This window comes from Phormidium sp. FACHB-1136 (assembly GCF_014697375.1).
In the GTDB taxonomy this organism is placed as follows: domain Bacteria; phylum Cyanobacteriota; class Cyanobacteriia; order Phormidesmidales; family Phormidesmidaceae; genus Nodosilinea.
In genome coordinates, this window is the sequence record NZ_JACJRS010000101.1 from 1 (window position 1) to 20,625 (window position 20,625).

The window sequence follows — 20,625 nt, forward strand, 5'->3', positions numbered from 1 at the left end:
CCTCCGCTGGCTCAAGGGTGCCGTCAACAAAGGGCGTCCGTTGCTCCAACCCATCCCCCTGCTCACCGTTGACCCTGAACCCTGCTTTGCCTCTAAAAACGCCGAAGACCAGTACTATGACCGCATCTGGTTCTCTAGGATCCAGTCCATACGATGTCAATTGCCCCCCTGGGAGGCGGCATAAAGATGTGTCAGGCAGTCAGCTCGTAGTGTGGCTTCCCCCACCGTAAAAACTCGGGGATTTAATGCTCCATAACCACCGAGGTATAGTCGCTGTCTCCCCCTTGCACCCAGGCTGAGTCTAGGTGCCCTTTCCGAGGCTCCAGCCTCGATGAATCGGAGGCAGAGCCTCCTTGCTCGTTCCTAGCCGGAGGCTGGGAACGAGGGAACAAATACGCTGGTGAAAGTCCTGGGGCTACCCCAAACCGTCTACCGTCCTTTCTCCTAGAGCCCCCTAACTCGTGGTCATGGCCGATAATGGAGGGGTCGCCATCCCCACTGATCATGACCATCAGTAACGACCGCCTTGACCGGATAGAAGCCACCCTAGCGAAGCTAGCCCATGACCTAGGCCAGATGCGGGAAGAGCAAAGCCAGATGCGGCGTGAGCAAAATGAGATGAGGTCAGAGCAAGACCGTGGCCGCAAGTGGGAAGACCGGACTTGGGATGTGATCAAGTGGGTGGGGGGTATTTCGGCGGCGCTATCGATTAGTGCGGCCATTGCCCTGGTGGGGCTGGTGATTCGGCTATCGCTATCCCAATAAAAGATAATCCCTACGGCTGTTTGCGGCGATCCTTGGCCCCCAAGGCGTTGAGGGTGGATCGTTGGGCATCGGTCAGCCCGAAGGCTCCATCAAACCGCATTCCTTCGTAGGGGCGATCACACTGCTGAATTTTCAGGCAGGCTCCGGTTGCGGTAGACCAATGGCGAATGGTTTCATCTTGCCCTGCGCTAACCAAGACGGAAGACGCTGGATCGTACTGTAACGACCACACCCAGCTTTGGTGGCCTGTCCAGGTGGCGGTGCAACGGCCTGCCTCCATGTCCCAAACGTTGATCAGCTTGTCGGCCCCGCCGCTGTAGAGGGTGCGGCCATCGGGGCTAAAGGCCAAGGAGAGCACGGGAGCCGTATGGTTGGCGAGGGTTTGCTCGGTCTCCCCGGTGGCCAGATTCCAAATCTGAAGGGTGCCATCGTCGCCGCCTGTGACTAGCCAGCGAGCGTCGGGGCTGAAGGCGACGGCCCAAACGCGGTTGCCGTGGGCCTGCCAGGTGTGATCTGCTTTACCCGTGGTCACCTCCCAGAGTTGGATGCTTTGGTTGTAGCCGCCGCTGGCTAACCATTGACCATCGGGGCTAAAGGCTACGGTTAACACCGAGCTATCGTGGCCCAGAAGGGTTTGCAGGCATTCCCCCGTGGCCAAGTCCCAGAGTTTGACGGTGTGGTCGTAACTGGCGCTGGCCAACAGGTGCCCCTGGGGATGGAAGGCAATCGCCCACACCCAGCTTTGGTGGCCCTGGAGGGTTTGCCGCAGGTGTCCGGTATCGGCGTCCCAGAGTTTGATGGTGCGGTCGGTGCCCGCACTGGCGAGGTGATGTCCGGAGGGGCTGAAGTCCACCGAGAGTACTCGGCCTGTGTGGCCCCGCAGCACTCGAAAGGGGGTTCCTTGATCGGTCGGGGATTCCTTGGTATGAACAGCTGCGCCAGGGAAGTCAAAGAGTTTGATGGTCTGGTCTTCGTGGGCGGTGGCGAGGAGCCGTTGGGAGGAATGCAGGGCCATCCCGTAAATGGTGTTGCTGTAGCCTTGCAGGGTTTTGGTGCAGTATCCGGTTTCGAGTTCCCAGAGGCGGGCGGTGTAGTCTTCGCCACCGCTGGCCAGGATGCGTTCCTGGGGATGAAAGGCCACCGCCCACACGAGGTTGGTGTGCTTGTGCAGGGTTTGCCAGCAGTCGCCCGTGATCATGTCCCAGAGTTTGATGGTTTGGTCGTAGCTGGCGCTGGCTAAGCATTGGCCATCGGCGCTAAAGGCCACGGAGGTGACGGTTTTGTGGTGCCCGGTGAGGGTATCGAGGCAAGCACCCGTGCCCACATCCCAGAGCTTGATGGTGTGGTCGAAGCTGGCACTGGCTAGGGTTTCGCCGTTGGGGCTAAGGGCAATGGCGCGAATCCAGCCCTGGTGCTCTTGCCACACCGAGCGACAGGTGCCCGTGGCCACATCCCAGGCTCGCACGGCGCTGTCTTCCCCGGCGCTAAACAGGGTTTGGCCGTCGTGCTGAAACACCACACTCCAGACGCAGGCGGCGTGGCCCGATAAAACCTGGCGACAGTCGCCTGTGGCCACGTCCCACACCCGCACGGTTTGGTCGCCGCTGGCGCTGGCCAGCAGGGTGCCGTCGGGGCTAAAGGCCACGGCGGTGACAATGCCCCGATGCTCGGTCAACACGCGCAGACATTCGCCGGAATTGAGATCCCACAGCCGCACCTGATGATCTTGGCCGCCGCTGGCCAGAATGGGATGCACCGGACTAAAGGCCACCTGCCACACCCAGCTATTGTGCCCCTTAAACAGCTTCAACTGTTGGCCATCCGCCATCCGCCAGAGCTGAATGCCGCCCGCCGTGTCGCTGGTGGCGAGGGTTTGCCCGTTCCCTGTGGCAGCATCGCCGCCCAGGGGGCTAAAGGCCACCGAGGTCACGCCGCCAAAGGTGGCCGCAAAGGTGCATTGGTCAAAGGTGGCCCCGGCAAAGTTGACCCGGTGCAGGTTCACGTCTTGTAGGTAAGCCTGACGAATGCTCAGCCCCGAAAAGTCGTAGCCCGTCAGGTCGGTTTCGAGCTGGCGATAGAGATTGAGCAGGGTGCCGCCGCCATAGCCCGTGGCCGCTGTGGGCAGGGTTTTGAGCTTGGCCAAAAGGCGATCCAGCTTGTGTTCCACCTGCTTGCTAGAGCCTAGGTGCAGCAGCAGGCGATCCACCACGGGCTGCAAAATCAGCCGAATTTGGCTCTCGCGAATGTAGTCCTTCACCTGGGCTTTGATCAGGGCGTGGCTGCTCAGCAGCACCGGAGCTTCGGCCACAATTTCCTCGCTCACCTGGTCGATCAGCCGTTCCGTCAGAAATTCCATCACCACGGGCTGGAGGGTAAAGCCCGCCGCCGTGCATTCCAGCAGCCCCCGCCAGCGCAACGATTCCAGCACATCCAGCACCGTGCGCTGAGGCACCGTCGGCAGAATATCCGCCAGCAGTTGGGCGCAGGTGACGGGTTCGCGGTTGATGGCCAGCCAGTACATAATCTGCCGTTCCGTAGGCGACAGCCGATCCCATTGCCGCTGGAGCAACGTCCCCACGCCGCTGAAGGCGCTGCTGCCCTGGGCCAGAAATCGGGTAATGCTGCCCGCAAACACATCGCTAATCGAAGTCGCCGCAATTTTGAGCGCTAGGGGATTGCCTCGGTAGTGGGCCACCAGGTCGTCTAGGTCTGGCGTATTCGCCGCAAGGCCCTTGGCCACCACAATCTGACGACCTGTGTCCGCATCCACCCCCAGGAGATCTAGGGTACGCACAGGCAACCAATCCCCTTCCTGGGCGGCGATTTCCTGGGGTTTTTCGCGGGTGGTGATCAGCACACAGCTTGGGTGGGCCATTTCGCCCAGGCGCTTGAGCAATTCACCGTAGTCTTCGTAGCCGCTGCGGTAGGTGCCCGCCCGCTTGGCCCCTTGCAGCACCGCCTCAAAATTGTCGAGCACCACTAGGGCACGGGTCGCCCGTAGGTACTCAATCAACACCGAAATTTTGCCGCCAATGGCTTCGGGCAAGGAGCGCTCACCCTGATCCACCGGAGCCAAAAAGCGAATCAGCGTCGTCAATAGGTCACTCAGGGGAGGGGCATCACGCAAGGATCGCCAGATCACCGCCTCAAAGTCATCCTGCACCTGCTCGGCAATCTTGACGGAAAGAGACGTTTTGCCCATGCCGCCCATGGCCAACAGCGTCACCAAACGGCAGCGCGGGCTGGCCCCATCCTCCGTCGGATCCTCCACCATCCACCGCCGCAGCGTCGCCAACTCCTCCGCCCGACCATAGAAAATCGACACATCAATGGCATCGCCCCAATCCACCCGCCGAGGGGAAACGGCTGAGGGGATGCGGTTTGGCCCCTGCGCTTGGCTCGCCGCCCGTTTGATCACCCCCTGAAGGTTGAGCTTGGTCACCTTGACCCCATACACCTCCGACAGGGTTTGCCACAGTTTCGAGCCCGTATCCTTGACGTAGCCCGGATCGTAGCCCAATTCTCTGGCCATCTTGGTGTAGGATTCCCCGTCCCAGGATTTGCGGAAGACTAATTCTTGAACTTTGGTGAGATGGCCTTGGTCAATCACCTGCTCGACTAGGGCAATGGCTTCGTCAACGGTCATAGGGCAACGTTTCAGGTTAAGGGCCTAGCGAACTGCAACGCTAGAGGCTTTGCCAATGCCCCTAGACAGGTTGAGACGGTGAAGAACACGGTATTCACCGTTCTAACGGTGCAATCCTAATTATTTTCCTACTAGAGGGTGGGTTTGCCTAAACCATAACCGCGACACCTCACGTTTCTTACCCCAATCTGACCTTTTCCTGACCTTTCCCGGAACCCTACCAAGATCGATATTCCGCTTAAGCTTGATCCCCTAAGGCTAATACCAATCCATTGTGAAGACGAGCAGCAATAAGCAAGCTGGAATCCTTTACCCTCAAGGCTTTCAGGCGCTGGAGTTATGCTTATCCTCATAAAGTATTGGTATAAGGCACCTGCCGACGAAGAGATCCTGATTTTATCATCGAGTTCTGTTCGGCATTGATAGGTCACCTTTCTTGCCTCGATCTGACCTTTTCCTGACCTTTTACTGATCCCTAAAAGATCGATATTCCGCTTAAGCTTATTCCCATAAGGCTAAGGCACCTGCCGACGAAGAGATCCTGATTTTATCATCGATTTCTGCTCAGCATGAATAAGGCTGAAAGGTCTTTGTGAGTAGCCTCTTAGGGGTATCAAGTTTTTTGTTTACGTCATCAATATCAACAACAATCGGAGTGTCTATCGATGCAACTGTGTTATCGCGGCGTGAAGTACGACTATCATCCACCGATACTAGCCTTGTCTCAAAGTGAAGTGATCGGCTCTTATCGAGGGGGTGCCGTTAGGTTTTTCTACCCTATCGATTTGCCCATGCCCCGGGTGATTAGCACTTACATCCATCATGGGTGGTACAGCAGGACAAGAGCCTGTCAACTTTCTAACGACTAGGCTGAGCTATCTTCAAAATGCCTTTAGTTCTTATCGGATGGGTAGCACGATGGTAGCCCCCAAACCGATCCTTTAAAACGTTCCTTCACAACACCATTGCCCCGTCATTCTCTGGCGATTAACCAACCTGGGAAAGGTACTCAGGTGCGGATGGGGCATGGTGTTTTTCGTCGTTCACTACCGCACGGAAATCTATGGCAGCCTATACTCCTCCCACGCCCTTGCCTATCCTTAGGAGATACGCCTTAAACGATCCAACGGATCCTTGTAAGGCGATTTGCCCACCCGATTTAAAAACATCCGTAGCAGACCCATCCCCTGGTGTCCCAGCCTGGGCGTTGGTTTGGTGTTGGCTTCGCCGTCCCACTGGCCAACGGGTGATGCCAGAAATGCTGGCCCTTCTCCTGGGGATTATGGTCATCCATCCTGCCCCGAGTTCTGCCTTGGGGGGCTTGGGGTGGGTGATGGTCATCAGCCTTTTGCTGCGCTGGAGTTGGCAAGGGGCCATGGTCATCCATGGGTTGGGCCACACGATGGGGCGGGCTTGGGTGGATGGCCAGGGATCGGTTCTCAGGGGGAGCAATATTCTGGAACATCGACCTCTGCGCCAGGTGCTGACCGCCCTGGGGCCGATGTCGCTTGGCATGGGGGCCGATACCCCCCAAACACCTTGGTTAGGGGTGGGCGATGGCACCCCTTGGAAGGTGCGGGTCAAGGCGGGGAGTGGGCTGTTGTTTAACCTGATGGGGCTGGGGCTAGGGCTACACTTTGGCGGCGGGTTCCAGGCTCTCCCAGGGGATTGGTTCGGGCTTGAGCCCAGGGCTGGCCTGACCCTAGCGGCGGATCTCGTGGCCCTGACCAATGGGGTTCTCCTCGTGGCCAGTCGGTCGGACTGGCTGGCCCTGCTCTGGGGGCAGGGCGATCGCCTATACTGCGGCAATTTTGGCTTTGTCAGTCAGGGGGAACCCGCCCTCGCCCACGATTTGATCTCAAGCCGGGGGCAGCACTTGTTTGCCACCATGGGCCGGGAAACCGAGGTGCGAGGGGAGCAGGCGGGTGGCGGGTTGGTCTTTGCCCGCGATCAGCTAGGGTATACCTGCTTTGTGGGCCATAAGTTGGTGAAGGCGAAGCGCGGGAACTTAACCAACGCCCTGGCCACCACCTTTGACCGAGTCCGGCGGCGGGCGCGGAAATCGGGGCTTCGCCCCATGCCCAAAACCCTCGTTGGAGCATGGCACTATCGTTTTGGCACCAGTGGCCCTCCCTCGATTCTGGAAACCCACTGGCATGAATGGAGTCCGGCTCGAATCGAACAGGTGTGGTGCTGTGATCGGGGATACTGGCAATCCTGGCCCCGGCTGATTAACCATCGCATCACCCACAATGGAGATTTTGATGGCTGGTTGTTGTTTGGGGAGATGGTGGATTACGTCAGCCTAGGGCTTTGGTTAGAGCGGGTTCTCCACGTGCCCAATCAAACCATCGGGGATTCGCCCAAAATTGCCGCGATGTTAGATCTCCTCGTAACCCAGGGCCGGTGGATGCCCTCCGTCCGTCTGGCCTATCAGATGACCCTGGCGAGGGACATCCATGAAGCCTTTGGGGGCAAGGCCCCCTCAAAAATGGCCCCGTGTTCTGCCCCCAGCCCCGATCAACTGCAACGCTGGGCCGAACAGTTTGAAGCGGCTTTTGTGCTCCATGGCAAAACCCTACCCCCCGATCAACAATTCCCCCATGTCGTGGGTCAGCAATGGTTAGAACAGAGGATCCACGATTCCCTTGGGCCAGATGACCGCCTGGAGGGATACCCCCCCGATCAGGTGATGGCGTTCATTCGCATGACCCTGGAGGTTTTCCTGAGGAATGACCTGTATCGGGCCACCCGTCTTTTCATGGGCCGCGCCCAGGGCAGTTTTGGCCTAGCGGTGCTGTCTACCCTGCATCCCGACCGGGTGGTGCTCAGCAGTTTGGGGCAGCCCATCAGCCTCGGGTTTGACCCCAACCAGAGCTATACCGTATACGCCTCGGAACCCGCCGCCGTTGATCGGGTACTCCATCAGCGGGCCGGAGCCTATCGACTGGATCTGAATCAAAATACCGGGGAGGTCGCGGTGCTCACCGCAACGGCGGTCACGGTTTATTCCATGACCGAAAACCGAGAACTCAGGGATACGGAACTCTTTCAACGGCGGATCCCCTATCCCGAGACGTCGGCTCATGGCTTGGTCTCCGGGTCTGCCTTAGATCCCGTGGCCCAGGATTTGCAGGATATTCCCCACCTCTTTCGGCAGATCAAAAATACCTGGATGAACCCGGCCTCGGGCAATCGTCAAAGTGCAGAGTATCTCGCCAATTTCTTGATCGCTAAGGCCCGATATCTTGAGGAAAAACAGGAACAGCTCATCGGGCTTGGGTTAGATCCCGCCTTGGCCAAGTCGAGCCATGTGGATTTGCTCATTACCGGCGTTGAAAATAGCCTCTGGGTCGGCGAACAGTTTGCTAGGGATTTGAAGCGGCTGTTTCCCCTGCTGTCGGTGCAGGTTCTGTCGTCTAACCTGGTGTTGCAACGGTTGCAGTACGAGTTTTCCAGCCTGGGGTTGGCGAAACAGTCCCTCGTCTTTGCCATCACCCAGTCTGGCCAAACCTTTCCCACCCGACAGGTACTTCAGGTCTGCGATCTCTTGGTGCGTCAAAATGTCATCCGGGAGTTCTTTTTACTCACGGGTGAACCCACCAGCTTTTTAGGTTCGGCCCTCCTAGCCCCCACCTTGGCCGGGGAACCCTTCAGTCGTCGGCTCTTTACCAATGGCAGCGAGCGACGAGTGGCGGAACCAGCAACGGCGACGGTGGTGGCCACCCACCAAACCCTCACTGAATTGTTGTTGTATCTCACTCGCCAACTTCAGCTTCACTTTCCTCACCAGCACCCCCTCGGTCTAACCCTCTGTCCCGATGGCCTCGCCCTGCTGGATGACGTTGATAATCAGTTCTTGCGGGAGAGTGCGGCGGCGATTTTCGGGGATCACCCAACCCCAGAGGGGCAATCGTCCCAGATCCATCGCCAGCTTGTTCAGGCGGGCCAACGGTGGGGTCTGCATATTATCGAAACGCCCCTCGTCTGGGGCATCCACGCCCTCTATGTGACCATTACGGTGGGATGGGCGTTGGTTTTCGGCTACACCATCCCCTTGGCGCACACCCTCTTCAGAGGCATGTTAGGCGTGTTTAACCTGGCTCCAGATACCCCATGGGCGATGGCTCTGGGGCTTGGGGCGCAGATCGGCGACATCGGTATCTACATCTTGGGCCCCTGGCTATGGACCCTGGGCCTACGCTGGTGGCAACGGCGTCCCCTGCTAGCCCGTACCGGTCGGCGAACCCTCGTTCTGGGCGAAACCCCCTGGGTCAGTCAAATCCTGGAAAACTACATCAGTAAACTCTTTTCCCTCAGTTACGGGATTGCCACCCTGGAGATCCATGGGGCTAATGCCCAGGATGATTTCGTCCATCGGTTTGCCCACCGTGTGGCGCGGGGCACCTTGGTCTTCCTGGGAGTTCCCGACGGGCGGTGGGGCGAACAACAACGTAGTGCGGAAAATGCGGTCATTCTCTCTGGGCGGCAGGCTAACGGGATTCGCAACCTGGGCGTGGGGCCAGAGGTAGTCGCCCTAGGATCCAACCCCGCGATTACCCGTCAGGGCTTTACCGCCGCCTGGGTGCTGCCGAGCCTCTTGCCTAGCGCTAGTCGCGTCGCCACCACTCCCCAACTGACCAGCGATCTGATTGAGGCGCTGCGAGAATCTCGCTTCCATTCCCTCCAGAGACTCCTGGCCAGTTATCTATTTTTCTGGGCGCTGGCTCGCCGGGTGGCCACCTTCCCCCTCCTGGGCTATAGCTTCTGGAAGTCCCAAAGTCGTACCAAGATCATGACCACAGCCGCCCCCATGGCCGCCCCGATCTTAGATCGACCCGAGCCGGAGGAGATGATTCGCCTGGACTTGGGCCTGTTGGCGAACAAGGAGCAGAGTTAATGGCCAAACAGCAACGCCACGAGGCCACCTCCAGCTTGGTCTTGACACTGACCTAGCCGTCTATCGTACCGACAAGATGCCATGTCGTGCGGAGGGCCTAGGGCCGAACGGAACTAGGCCCAAAGCCGCCGCCGCCCGGTGTGGCAATACGCAGTTGATCCCCCGGTTCCATGGCGACTGTGGCCTGTCCGGGTAAAACTTCCACCGACCCATCGGCGCGAATCACGGTATTTTCCCCCACCTGCCCCGGTTCGCCCCCGGCGAGGCCGAAGGGCGGGATGGTGCGCCGGTTGGAGAGAATCGCCGCCGTCATCGGTTCCTGAAACTCAAGGTGCCGAATCATGCCGTTGCCGCCGGGATATTGCCCTGCGCCGCCGCTGTGGGGTCGAATGGCGAACTGCCTTAGCCGCACCGGAAACCGCCATTCCAGTACCTCAGGGTCGGTGAGGCGCGAGTTGGTCATGTGGGTGTGGACGGCATCGGTGCCCGAAAACCCAGGCCCAGCCCATATCTAAATATGGCAAGGCTTTCAGCGAATTCAGGAAAAGCTAGCCGTATTATCCGATACAGTTTCAGACACAGATCCGGAAGAGCCATCCAGCCTTTAAAGTCCGATCTGACCTTTTTCTGACCTTTTTCTGACCTTTTCCTGACCTTTTATCGATTGCCGAATTCCAGTCGTTGCCCTTAAGCTAATTGCATCAGGGACAGAGTATTCACCACACTAATCACCCCATTTTCACTGAAAGCTTAATACGCTGATATATCAGCTTGGCTTATCACTGTGAATCTGCAAGAGTTAGATAACACAATCACTGAGTTTATTTCAGCTATGAATTCATTTGCCTTGAAAAGTACGATGTTAAGCTTGACAGCTAGTATCGTCACTATTTCTATTGCGTCGATAGAGCCAGTTAATGCTCAAACGCGGACCTTTTTGCAACCTAGATTATCTCCATCGGGACAGCCTGCTGCTCGATTGGATCGTTGTATAAATTCTCATCGTTATCCTGATAGTTGTGGCAGAGCAGCAACCCAAGAGGTTGCCAACAGATTTTGCAGTCGAATGGGCTTTAGGCGGGCAATTCAATTTTCAACCATTGATCGGCATTGGGATCAACGTGAATGGTTGTGGAAATATACTGAACAATGGCGTGACGGAAATTTAGAACGATTTTGGGTATTAGGTGAAGGAGGCTTCATGATCGAAGCAATTGAATGTGGTGCATGAGATTTTAAGTACTTTTCTGGTAAATACTGCCCGCAGACTCTAATCAGAAGTGCATCAACCTATCTCAGAGCCGCTACCAGCGTTCTCGACGATTGCCACCGTCGAGAACACGGTATGCCCCAGCCGAACCAGGTTCTATATCCTCTCATGGATCTGGTGACCGATCCATGACTACAAGCGGCTTTGAGCAGGTGATGCACTTCAACATTGAATTAGCCAATCATTTACTCACTGCTAGGAGACATATGTTTAGAAATATTGTGCCTATAAGTATCGCTTTACTCTCTCTTGTTAGCTTGGCACCGCCAGCTCAGGCAGGTTTTTGGGAGGAAACCTTTGATTCGATTAGGAATGAGGTTGATAATTGCTTAAGCGGTGGATGTGATCCTACAACAGTTACTCCTGAAGATGTCATCCGAACCACAACTGGTGCAAGGGCTGTCGGAGCAGCCTTTGATCGGTGGTTAGGACGACAAGTACGTATATATAGCCAGGAATATGAGGAGCTTAAGCAAAGTCTAAGACAATACATTAATGAGAACTACACATGTATGCAGGTTCTCCCTGAAACAGCAGGCTTGTGTGAGAACCTAAATGATTTATATGGGTTAAACATGCCCATAAGAAACTATTATTGGACGGATCTTCTAAATCAATATTCTGTTGGGGATGTAGAGTTTCTTCAGCAGTGTGTTGCTGAGTATGGACTTCCTTTTGACAATCCTGACACTTGGGGATGTTTACCTATTGGGGAGTATTTTTAGTTAAGCAATTGTGGAGAAATTGTTAGACGTAGAGTGGGCAATGCCCATCCTAATAGAACTGTATATAATTGCAATCAAAAACCCAGAAGATTTCTGTCTTTATTGCATGATCACTTGAATAATCAGGTCTTAAGTCTATGAAAACATTTCGCAATACTTTTCACTACTTTAGTATATTCCTACTAAGTCTGTTTCTGATTGTCAATCCGCTAGGGATAATTCAAATACCTACAAATCAGGTTCAAGCCCAATCAGCGCCTCGTCCTTATGTTGTCTTTGTGAATGGTCAAGGCAACTGCTGTGCCTGGGGTATGATCTCTCTTCGAGATAGATTGATGAATGAGTTAGGTGCAGAAATTCGATATGTTCCATATAGCAACTTTAGAGATGGCGGTCTGAGCGGGGGAGGCAATGCATATGATTGGTCAAGTGTAGATACGCAATTTTTAAGAAGCGGTGCCGATTTTATAAACAACCAACTTGATAGAAATCGCCCTTTAATCCTGATTGGACATAGCTTTGGAGGAGATTCTATCTTAAGTCTTATACCTCGTATAAATCGACGAATTCAATTTGTTGCAGTTATTGATCCTGTAGCGGCTGGCGCTCTTCGTCAAACCATTGTTCAAGGTCAATCAGTCCCTTCAAATGTAGACTATTTCTTCAATAGATGGCAGGAAAATTCTCCTTGGCCTATTGACTTTTCAAGCAGTGGACAAATCCTCAGTTGTCATGCAAACAGCCAGGGAAGGAGAAATTGTGATCAAGAATCGCAGAATATAGCTAGAAATGCAGATTTCTCTCCAATAACACGAGAATGCCGATGGGATGAAGCAATAGCTTGTCCAGGTTCAAGCTTATTCCCTCCGCGAACTGGTAGAGTGCAAGTGCGTGTCAGCCATCAAGATCTTCCACGAGATGCCTATCTTCAAAAGATTTTAGGAGATAGAATAATCGCTCAAAGTGCTAGTTGGTCATCTTTGCGACCTATGACACCATCTACTCAACCTGCTAGAGGTGTTCGCCAATCTGCTGTTGGTTTACGAGGTATAGTTCATCTACAGAACATAGGAGATGTTTCATTTCAAGGCAGCACTTTTGCTGGTACAAGAGGTGAATCGAGACGTTTAGAGGGTTTCTCTTTAGCCATTGCTGATGGCACACCCAACTTAGGAATTCAGTACATGGCACATCTTCAAGATATAGGAGATACGCCCTGGGTTAACGGGGGACAATTTATTGGCACAAGAGGTCAGTCTCGCAGGCTGGAAGGCTTTGCCATTCGGTTAACTGGCTCTGCCGCAACAAATTACAATATCCGCTACATCTGCCACTTGCAGAATATAGGCGATACTCCAGTTCGTTCTAATGGTGAATTTTGTGGAACCCGAGGTGAATCTCGCAGACTTGAAGGCCTACAAGTTTGGATTGAAAGAAAATAACTCAGATCTGTTGATTGTATGGTGGTAAATTATCCTAATGCCTGGGTATGACAAGACCTTCAGCAACTTTCAAGAACTCAAGCTGTATAACGGCATACAGCTTGAGTCATAAACTCAGAAGAGTCACCTGACCTTTTGTTGACTGATAGCCAACAACTGCTAAAGCTGGATGTCGATGTCAGACATCAGCCATACATCATAAAAAATATTTGAGAAAATAATTATGAATTGGTTGCTATTTAATATGGATTTAAAGCCATCTACCAGCTTGCTTATGGGTAAACTCCATATCATAAATGGCAAAACTTTAATAGCCTCCTATATGGCAACCTCAGGATTATCTGGCCACCAGGAGAAGAAACATCAAAGCTGGAGAGGAATCGGAGCCATACCTGAGTGCAAAAAAGTAGGGATCAGCCACTATTCAGTCTTGACTGAGCCCTATGGACGTATTTCTAATCCAGAAACTACGGACGTTTTTTTTCTCGATTAATCATCCAAGTCGCATCCTTGTCGATGGCATCTGGCGGGCAGGGTTTGGCATTCACTTCGATGCTAGTATTCCTGGCTCCAGTGGTTGCATCATTCTTCGAGATAAAACGGAGTGGAATGCCTTTATAGAGTTTATGAATGATTATGCCAGCAAGGGATTTTCATCTATTTCCCTGATTGTTGACTATGATGCGTCATCACCGTCTGATGATTTAACCGTAGGAAAGCGCATGGCGGTCTAACCTTATCGAGGTCTAATCTGATGTCGTAACGAACTGTTCCACGCCTCGCGGTAACGCCTGGATGCCCCGCCGAGGCGCTTGCCTCAGGAAACCGGAGGCTCTGAGATGCTGAGGACTGAGGGTTCGGCTAGGGCGGGACTGGGGGGCATCTGATCGTCGATAACGTTGTCCAAAACGTCCTCAACGACCTCTTCTAGCTTCTCTCCGACCTCTTCAATCACCTCTTCCACGGTGGCCTCTAGGGCGGATTCCATCGCTTCGGCGGCTTTGCCAAGGCGGGATACCCAGGCGGCGATTTGTTCTCGCTGGTTGACCAGATACACGCTAATTAGCGTCAGCACCACGCCCATCCATTGAAACTGACTCAGCCGCTCTCCCAAAAACAGGCTGCTAAACAGCAGGGCAAAGACGGGGGTAAGGAAAATTAAGGCGCTGACGCTGGTCATGTTACCCACGGCGGCTAGGTAGAAAAAGATGCCGTAGGTCACGGCAGTGCCAAATAGGGTCGCATAGCCCAGTCCCAGCCAGTCTAGGGGTTGCAGGGCCGATACTTGACCTGTTTCCCACAACGCCGACAGCAGTAGCAGGGGGAGACCGCCCAAAATCATGTGCCAGCCCGTGGCTACGACGGGGTCGGAATGCTGCTTGACATAGCGCACAATGATGGTGCCCAAGGACATGGAGAGGGCCGCCATTAACATTAGAAACTCGCCGCTGGCCAGTAGTCCATCTAGGCTAAAGGCAGCGCCAGTTCCGGCGTTGAACACCGCCAGGGGCGACTGAAATAGGGTCTCTAACCATGGCCCAGGCAAGCCACAGAGACAGATTCCAGCAATGCCCACCGCCAGCCCCAGCCAGCCCCACAGGCCAATGAATTCCGCAAACAACAGCCGCGAGAGCAACGCCACCACCAATGGCTGCGCGTCGATGAGCACCGCCCCCAGACCTGCCCCAGTTTTTACTAGGCCCGTGGTCAAAAAGCCCTGGAACATGGCCCCATCAATGACGGAAAACAGCGCAATCCACAGCCAGCCCTGGAGGGTTTTGGGTTGAGGCAGTTTCAGCACCGCCGCCAGGAGGAGGATCATGGCTCCGGCGGGCAACAGCCGAAACGCGGCTAGAAACAGCGGGGTGGTATGGGGGATAATCAGCTTCATCACCACCATGGCCGTGCCCAAGAAGAAGAAGGGGGCCAGCAAAAACAGCGGCGACTTGGTGAGTTTATCCTGGGTCAGGGCGGGCATAGGGGCATCTCTGGGGAAACAGGTGGCCCGATCCTACTCCGCAGCTCGTTCCCCAAACGGTAATTTAGTGAACACATTAGTGAACACAATGGCAACGAATGGCCACGTTGGCACGGGGGCGAGATCGTAGGGTGTAGGGTGGGGCGGGTGGGCTAAGGCTACGCTGGTCAAGGCGGGCGGGGGTGATCCACGATGCAAACTTCCACGATGCAAACTTCCGCGATGCAAACTAAGGAGGCGACAACAAATGGGATGGTTGAGATGGTTGAACCGGGGTGGGGTATGGGTATGGGTGCTACTGGTGGGCTTAACCCTAGCCTTAGGCAGTTGCGCCATCCCCCAGATCAAAGCGGAAGAACGCCTGTTTTTGCCCCTGGCGGTGGAGGTGCTGGATATCTATAATCTTCCCTCCCAGGATTTTCAGGAGACCACCGTGGGGGGGATCTCAGCCCTGGCCTACGACCGTTCTGTGGATCAGTTCTATGCCCTGTCCGATGATCGGGGCCGCTTTGGGCCACCTCGGTTTTACCGTCTGACGATGGGCTTCGGATTGGGCGACGACGGCCAGCCCCAATTTAAAGACGTTTCAATTCAGTCCGTCACCCCCTTCACCGATGGCGAGGGCAACCCCTACCCCCAGGGCTATCTCGACCCAGAGGGCTTGGCCCTCTCCCCCCGCAACACGGTACTGATGAGCAGCGAAGGAGATGTGGGTCGGGGCATCCCGCCCTTCCTCGGCGAGTTTGACCGAGAAACAGGGCGGCTTGTCACCTCGTTTCGGATTCCAGATCGATTCCTGCCCGATGACGCGAATCCCCCCACCCAGGGCGTCCGCAACAACCTCAGTTTCGAGTCGTTGACCATCAACGCCTCACCGGGCACCGCTGGCCAAACGGAACCCTTTCGGCTGTTCACCGCCACGGAATCGGCCCTCGTGCAAGACTACGACCCCGACCCCTACCAGCCCCTCCGCAGCCGCTTTCTACACTATTTAATAGGAGAAGACCAGTCCACCCTGATTGCCGAGCACGCCTACCCCCTGGATTTAGAACCCTCCGGGGCGGTGGTCAACGGCCTGACGGAACTGCTGTTGATCGATCAGGGCGGTCACTTCCTGGCCCTAGAGCGGGCCTTTGGGCTGCGGGGGTTCAACGTGCGGCTCTACCAACTGGCCACGGGTGGAGCCACCGATACCTCCACCATCGCCAGCCTGCGCGGGGTTGAGGGCATTTCCCCCATCCGTAAACACCTGGTGCTAGACTTCGCTGACATAACGGTTCCCGTAGATAATCTGGAGGGCATGACCCTAGGGCCACGCTTGCCCGACGGGAGCCAGAGCCTCATCCTGGTCAGCGACAACAACTTTGAGGCCAACCGCCCCACCCAGTTGATTTTGCTGCGTTTGCAAGGATGACGGCGAATGGGCGAGATTATCCATGAAGCGACCGTAAATCGGCCTGAATAAATCGTCACGGAACCGTATTTGGCTTTACGGATAATTCAAGATCGATGGTTTACAGGGTCGCCAAACCTGATAGATTGTCTTGGTATCAGCAACGAGAATGAAGCATTGATATGAAAGTCCTTGTAATTGGCGGTGACGGTTACTGCGGGTGGGCAACCGCTCTTTATCTTTCCAATCGTGGCTACGAAGTCGGGATCCTCGATAACCTGGTGCGGCGTCATTGGGATGCCCAACTGCAAATCGAAACCCTGACCCCCATTGCCCCGATCCAGGCTCGCCTCAAGCGCTGGAAAGAACTCACCGGCAAGCACATCGATCTCTATATCGGCGACATCAACGACTACCCCTTCCTAGAAAAGTCCATGCTGGAATTCCAGCCGGAAGCGGTGGTTCACTTCGGCGAACAACGTTCCGCGCCGTTCTCCATGATTGACCGGGAACACGCCGTGCTGACCCAGTCCAATAACGTGATTGGCAACCTGAACCTGCTCTACGCCCTGCGGGATAACTTCCCCGACTGCCACCTCGTCAAGCTGGGCACCATGGGCGAATACGGCACCCCCAACATCGACATTGAAGAGGGCTACATCACCATTGAGCACAATGGCCGCAAAGACACCCTCCCCTACCCCAAACAGCCCGGTTCCTTCTACCACCTCAGCAAGGTTCACGACTCCCACAACATCCACTTTGCTTGTAAGGTGTGGGGTCTCCGCGCCACCGACCTCAACCAGGGCGTGGTCTACGGTGTCCTCACCGAAGAAACGGGCATGGATGAACTGCTGATCAACCGCCTCGACTACGACGGCGTGTTTGGGACTGCCCTCAACCGCTTCTGTATCCAAGCCGCCGTGGGACATCCCCTGACGGTGTATGGCAACGGTACTCAAACCCGTGCGTTCTTGGATATTCGCGACACGGTACGCTGTGTGGAAATTGCCATCGCCAATCCGGGCGACCCTGGCAAGTTCCGGGTGTTCAACCAGTTTACCGAAATGTTCAACGTCGGCGACCTGGCCATGATGGTGAAGAAAGCTGGAACCACCCTGGGTCTCGATGTGGAAATCAACCACCTCGACAACCCCCGCGTGGAGGCCGAAGATCACTACTTCAACGCCAAGAACACCAACCTGCTAGACCTGGGTCTGCAACCCCACATGCTGTCCGACTCGCTGCTGGATAGCCTGCTGAACTTCGCGGTCAAGTACAAGGATCGCGTTGACCACAGCCAGATTATGCCCAAGGTGCAGTGGCGGCGTAGCTAGCTCCCTCCAGGGTCAGTGCTCTATCCGGGTGCTGACCCTACTTAATTTTCCCTCTTCCCTTAGCCCCCGGTTCCCCATGCGAATTGCTCTCTTTACCGAGACCTTTTTGCCCAAGGTTGATGGCATTGTCACCCGTCTCAAGCACACCGTCGATCATCTCCAACGCCAGGGCAATCAGGTTTTGGTGTTCTCCCCAGAGGGTGGCCTGACGGAATATCGAGGGGCGAAGATTCATGGGGTGTCTGGCTTTCCATTGCCGCTCTATCCCGAACTCAAACTAGCCCTGCCCCGCCCTTCCATTGGGGAGGCCCTAGAGTCCTTTCGCCCTGACCTCATCCATGTGGTCAACCCGGCGGTGCTTGGCTTGGCTGGCATCTACTACAGCAAAACCCTGGATGTGCCCCTGGTGGCCTCCTACCATACCCACCTGCCCAAATACCTAGAGCACTACGGCCTGGGAATGCTGGAGGGGGTGATGTGGGAACTGATTAAGGCCATGCACAACCAGGCCCGCATTAACCTCGTCACCTCCACCGCCATGCAGGCCGAACTGTCGGAGCATGGGGTTGAACGCATCGACGTGTGGCAGCGGGGGGTGGATACGGAACTCTTCCGGCCCGAATTGGCCAGTGCCGCGATGCGGGATCGGCTTTCCCAGGGCCACCCTGAAGCGCCCCTGCTCCTGTATATTGGACGCCTTTCCGCCGAGAAAGAAATCGACCGGATCAAGCCCATCCTGAAAGCCATTCCCGGTGCGCGGCTAGCCCTGGTGGGCGATGGTCCCTACCGCACCGAACTAGAGGCCCACTTTGCCGATACGCCCACAAATTTCGTCGGCTACCTAGCCGGGGAAGACCTCGCTTCGGCCTATGCCTCTGCCGATGCCTTCGTATTCCCCTCCCGCACCGAAACCCTGGGGCTGGTGCTTCTGGAGGCGATGGCGGCGGGCTGTCCGGTGGTGGCGGCCAACTCTGGCGGCATCCCCGACATTGTCACCGACGGGGTAAACGGCTTTTTGTTTGACCCCAAGGACGAAGAAGGGGCGATCAACGCCACCCGCCGCCTGATCGAAGCCACCGCCGAACGGGAAACCATGCGCCAAAACGCCGTGGCCGAGGCCGAGCAATGGGGCTGGGCCGCCGCTACCCGTCAGCTTCAGCAGTTCTACCACCAAGTCCTCGCTGAGACCTCCCTGCCCCTGGCCGCGTAGGACATGTAACTATCAAGGTGATAACCTCTCGGCTAATTTCTGGGGCTTACGTACTCACCCAGCCAGCAACAACCCCGACACCCTTCACGCTGTAACGCTCCCAGGCAGCAGTTGCCGAGATTTTTGCAACGCCACAAGGAGCTTGGGTCAATCCGCTGCGCCAGGATTGTTAGCCTGCATCGCTAGTCTCCGCTAATTTCTACTAATGTCTCGCCAGCGGCAAAGAGTTCTAAAGCTCTAGGTAACGTCTCGCTCAGAATTTCGCGTAACTTAGCATTAGAGGTATTGCCACAGGTCAACCAAATAATGGGTGGCGGCGAACCCAATCGCTCGACCAGATCTACAAAGTCGCTGTCTTTTGTCATCACAACAGCGTTTTGGGCTCTCGCAGCCTCAAAGATTTCAGGATCTTCAGCATCTCTTAGCCCCAGATCACGCAGCGCTATTGCTTCAATGCCAAACGTACTGGTAATCCAGGTTACAATTGCCGGAGACAAGTGTGCGTCTACCCAGATGGTCATGCGACTAAAACCGGGTGATTAAGTTTTCGCGAGGCGTATAACAGGGATGCTTTTAGGTCATCAGCCTCAAGATCGGGCATTTCCTCTAAAATTTCTCCCGCACTTAGCCCTGCGGCAAATAAGTCGAGGACATCTGACACCCGAATTCTCATCCCTCGAATGCAAGGACGACCACCGCATTGTTTGGGGTTAACGGTAATTCTTGAAAGTAGCTCCACCATCATGCAGTAGGCCTCATCAGCATTTACCTTTACTTTAAAGGATTGGGCATAAGGGTTTCCAACAAAATCGGGTAGGTACAGTCCACTCCAGCAAAAATGCAAAGAATTGTAAGCAAGCCATAGGAAATGGCTACCCCCATTTTTGTTGAAGCTTGCTATGGGAATAATCCAAGATGCCTCCAAAATCCTCAACAGGATGACACCACTATGGCACTACGGACAGTGCCCAGATATCGACTTGCTACAGCAATGCATAGACAGATAATCGGCCTTAAAGAATCACCCAAAAGGTTCAAACGAAGTGAGATAACGTTCCTGGTCAGCGGCGACAGATCACCTTTGCATCACCACCAAGCTCTTTCAATCGTTCGCTGCAAGGGGGGTGCTATGTCGCGCCTCTCAGCAGTGGAATCAAGCGACCCTGTTACGCGACTTCATCTCGGAACAACATCAAGCCAACCTTGTCCAGCAATGCTCCCAAGCAGAAGACGAGCGTGTCCCTTTAAATTATGATCAATCAAAAAAATCACGACTGTAGCTGGTGGCGTGCCTTGGATGCCTGAAGTTTTTCCCAGGCAGCTTCCAGCCCAGGTGGGGGTGGTAAGGTGGAAATCCGAGTAGCCCGCTCACGATTTTGCTCTTCGTAGTATCGCCGAAGTTCTTCAGTTTCCTGGATAACTTGCTGGTACTCAGCTTCGACCTCAGAGCGGTTGATCTCGATATAATCTAGGGCCGCGTTGAGTTGCTCCTCCGTCAACTCAAATAATCCTTGAATGAACTTAGGCGGATACTGAGCAATCACATAGTCCATCACATCGTACAACGTAATTCGAGTACTAGCGATGGTTAGCCCTCGCTCAGTGCGGGTGATGGCGGATGGGCTGTTGGGTGCTGAGGTCATAGCATTACCCTCCTGGAGGCTGTCTTCATCGTATCCCATCAAAATCAGCAGTAACAACCCCGACACCCTTCACGCTGTAACGGTGAAGTTGTGCGGCGGTAGATAACCTTGAGCATTCGCCGACAACCTCTGTACCGTCCGCACCAACGCAGTGTTAGCTGGCTTCTCTCACCGATTCCAAGTGCTCATGCCACTACTATTCTCCATCTCAACACTCCGGACAGTTTTTTGGGGTTGGGTTGGAAAAAAGCTATCCACCGCATAGAGTGCAGGTGCAAGTAAAACACGGTGCACCGATGGATAGCCTCAACAGCAT

The 20,625-nt window shown here is 55.1% G+C and carries 15 protein-coding genes and 1 pseudogene; 10 read left to right on the plus strand and 6 right to left on the minus strand.

The window, feature by feature from the left end:
* Both H6G62_RS21735 and H6G62_RS21740 read left to right on the plus strand, forming a co-directional pair.
* On the plus strand, positions 1 to 184 hold a 184-nt coding region (locus H6G62_RS21735), incomplete at its 5' end, for a hypothetical protein (protein ID WP_190492888.1).
* Between the two features lie 320 nt (positions 185 to 504).
* A complete protein-coding gene (locus H6G62_RS21740) occupies positions 505 to 765 on the plus strand; it encodes a hypothetical protein (protein WP_190499081.1) in 261 nt (86 codons plus the stop codon).
* Positions 766 to 775: 10 nt separating this feature from the next.
* On the opposite strand, the gene H6G62_RS21745 is transcribed toward H6G62_RS21740, so the two are convergent.
* Positions 776 to 4,411, minus strand: coding sequence for an NB-ARC domain-containing protein (locus tag H6G62_RS21745; RefSeq protein WP_190499083.1), 3,636 nt, complete (start codon positions 4,409 to 4,411; stop codon positions 776 to 778).
* Positions 4,412 to 5,744: 1,333 nt separating this feature from the next.
* Between H6G62_RS21745 and H6G62_RS21755 the strand changes: the two genes are divergently transcribed.
* The gene (locus tag H6G62_RS21755; protein WP_190499086.1) at positions 5,745 to 9,311 is read left to right on the plus strand and encodes a hypothetical protein; all 3,567 of its coding nucleotides are present in this window, start codon (positions 5,745 to 5,747) and stop codon (positions 9,309 to 9,311) included.
* 97 nt (positions 9,312 to 9,408) lie between these two features.
* Here H6G62_RS21755 and H6G62_RS21760 read toward each other — a convergent pair.
* Positions 9,409 to 9,816 (minus strand): annotated as a pseudogene (locus tag H6G62_RS21760) (hydantoinase B/oxoprolinase family protein); the annotation flags it as partial.
* 279 nt (positions 9,817 to 10,095) lie between these two features.
* On the opposite strand from H6G62_RS21760, the gene H6G62_RS21765 reads away from it, so the two are divergent.
* The 4 genes from H6G62_RS21765 to H6G62_RS21780 all read left to right on the plus strand — a co-directional run bounded on the left by H6G62_RS21765 (position 10,096) and on the right by H6G62_RS21780 (position 13,482).
* A complete protein-coding gene (locus H6G62_RS21765) occupies positions 10,096 to 10,542 on the plus strand; it encodes a hypothetical protein (RefSeq protein ID WP_190499090.1) in 447 nt (148 codons plus the stop codon).
* Positions 10,543 to 10,709: 167 nt separating this feature from the next.
* Positions 10,710 to 11,306 (plus strand): hypothetical protein, encoded by a 597-nt coding sequence (locus tag H6G62_RS21770; protein WP_190499092.1) that lies wholly within the window; start codon positions 10,710 to 10,712, stop codon positions 11,304 to 11,306.
* A gap of 137 nt (positions 11,307 to 11,443) precedes the next feature.
* Positions 11,444 to 12,748 (plus strand): hypothetical protein, encoded by a 1,305-nt coding sequence (locus H6G62_RS27435; protein WP_199325174.1) that lies wholly within the window; start codon positions 11,444 to 11,446, stop codon positions 12,746 to 12,748.
* A 443-nt stretch (positions 12,749 to 13,191) separates the two neighbouring features.
* The gene (locus H6G62_RS21780; protein WP_190499095.1) at positions 13,192 to 13,482 is read left to right on the plus strand and encodes a hypothetical protein; all 291 of its coding nucleotides are present in this window, start codon (positions 13,192 to 13,194) and stop codon (positions 13,480 to 13,482) included.
* 83 nt (positions 13,483 to 13,565) lie between these two features.
* On the opposite strand, the gene H6G62_RS21785 is transcribed toward H6G62_RS21780, so the two are convergent.
* Positions 13,566 to 14,726 (minus strand): DMT family transporter, encoded by a 1,161-nt coding sequence (locus tag H6G62_RS21785; protein ID WP_190499097.1) that lies wholly within the window; start codon positions 14,724 to 14,726, stop codon positions 13,566 to 13,568.
* Between the two features lie 247 nt (positions 14,727 to 14,973).
* Here H6G62_RS21785 and H6G62_RS21790 point away from each other — a divergent pair, with 247 nt between their 5' ends.
* From H6G62_RS21790 to H6G62_RS21800, 3 genes are all read left to right on the plus strand, one after another.
* On the plus strand, positions 14,974 to 16,140 hold the full coding sequence (locus tag H6G62_RS21790) for an esterase-like activity of phytase family protein (protein ID WP_190499099.1): 1,167 nt from the start codon (positions 14,974 to 14,976) through the stop codon (positions 16,138 to 16,140).
* 161 nt (positions 16,141 to 16,301) lie between these two features.
* Complete coding sequence (locus H6G62_RS21795; protein WP_190499101.1) at positions 16,302 to 17,456, plus strand: NAD-dependent epimerase/dehydratase family protein; 1,155 nt, start codon at positions 16,302 to 16,304, stop codon at positions 17,454 to 17,456.
* Positions 17,457 to 17,532: 76 nt separating this feature from the next.
* Positions 17,533 to 18,666: a glycosyltransferase family 1 protein gene (locus H6G62_RS21800; protein WP_190499103.1), complete on the plus strand. Its 1,134-nt coding sequence runs from the start codon at positions 17,533 to 17,535 to the stop codon at positions 18,664 to 18,666.
* A 182-nt stretch (positions 18,667 to 18,848) separates the two neighbouring features.
* Here the strand turns inward: H6G62_RS21800 and H6G62_RS21805 are convergent, their stop codons facing one another.
* From H6G62_RS21805 to H6G62_RS21815, 3 genes are all read right to left on the minus strand, one after another.
* Positions 18,849 to 19,187, minus strand: coding sequence for a DUF5615 family PIN-like protein (locus H6G62_RS21805; RefSeq protein WP_190499105.1), 339 nt, complete (start codon positions 19,185 to 19,187; stop codon positions 18,849 to 18,851).
* Positions 19,184 to 19,408, minus strand: a complete 225-nt coding sequence (locus H6G62_RS21810) for a DUF433 domain-containing protein (protein WP_190499109.1) — start codon at positions 19,406 to 19,408, stop codon at positions 19,184 to 19,186. The genes H6G62_RS21805 and H6G62_RS21810 overlap by 4 nt, the downstream gene beginning before the upstream one ends.
* Positions 19,409 to 19,934: 526 nt before the next feature.
* Complete coding sequence (locus H6G62_RS21815; protein ID WP_190499107.1) at positions 19,935 to 20,309, minus strand: DUF433 domain-containing protein; 375 nt, start codon at positions 20,307 to 20,309, stop codon at positions 19,935 to 19,937.
* Positions 20,310 to 20,625 lie beyond the last annotated feature (316 nt).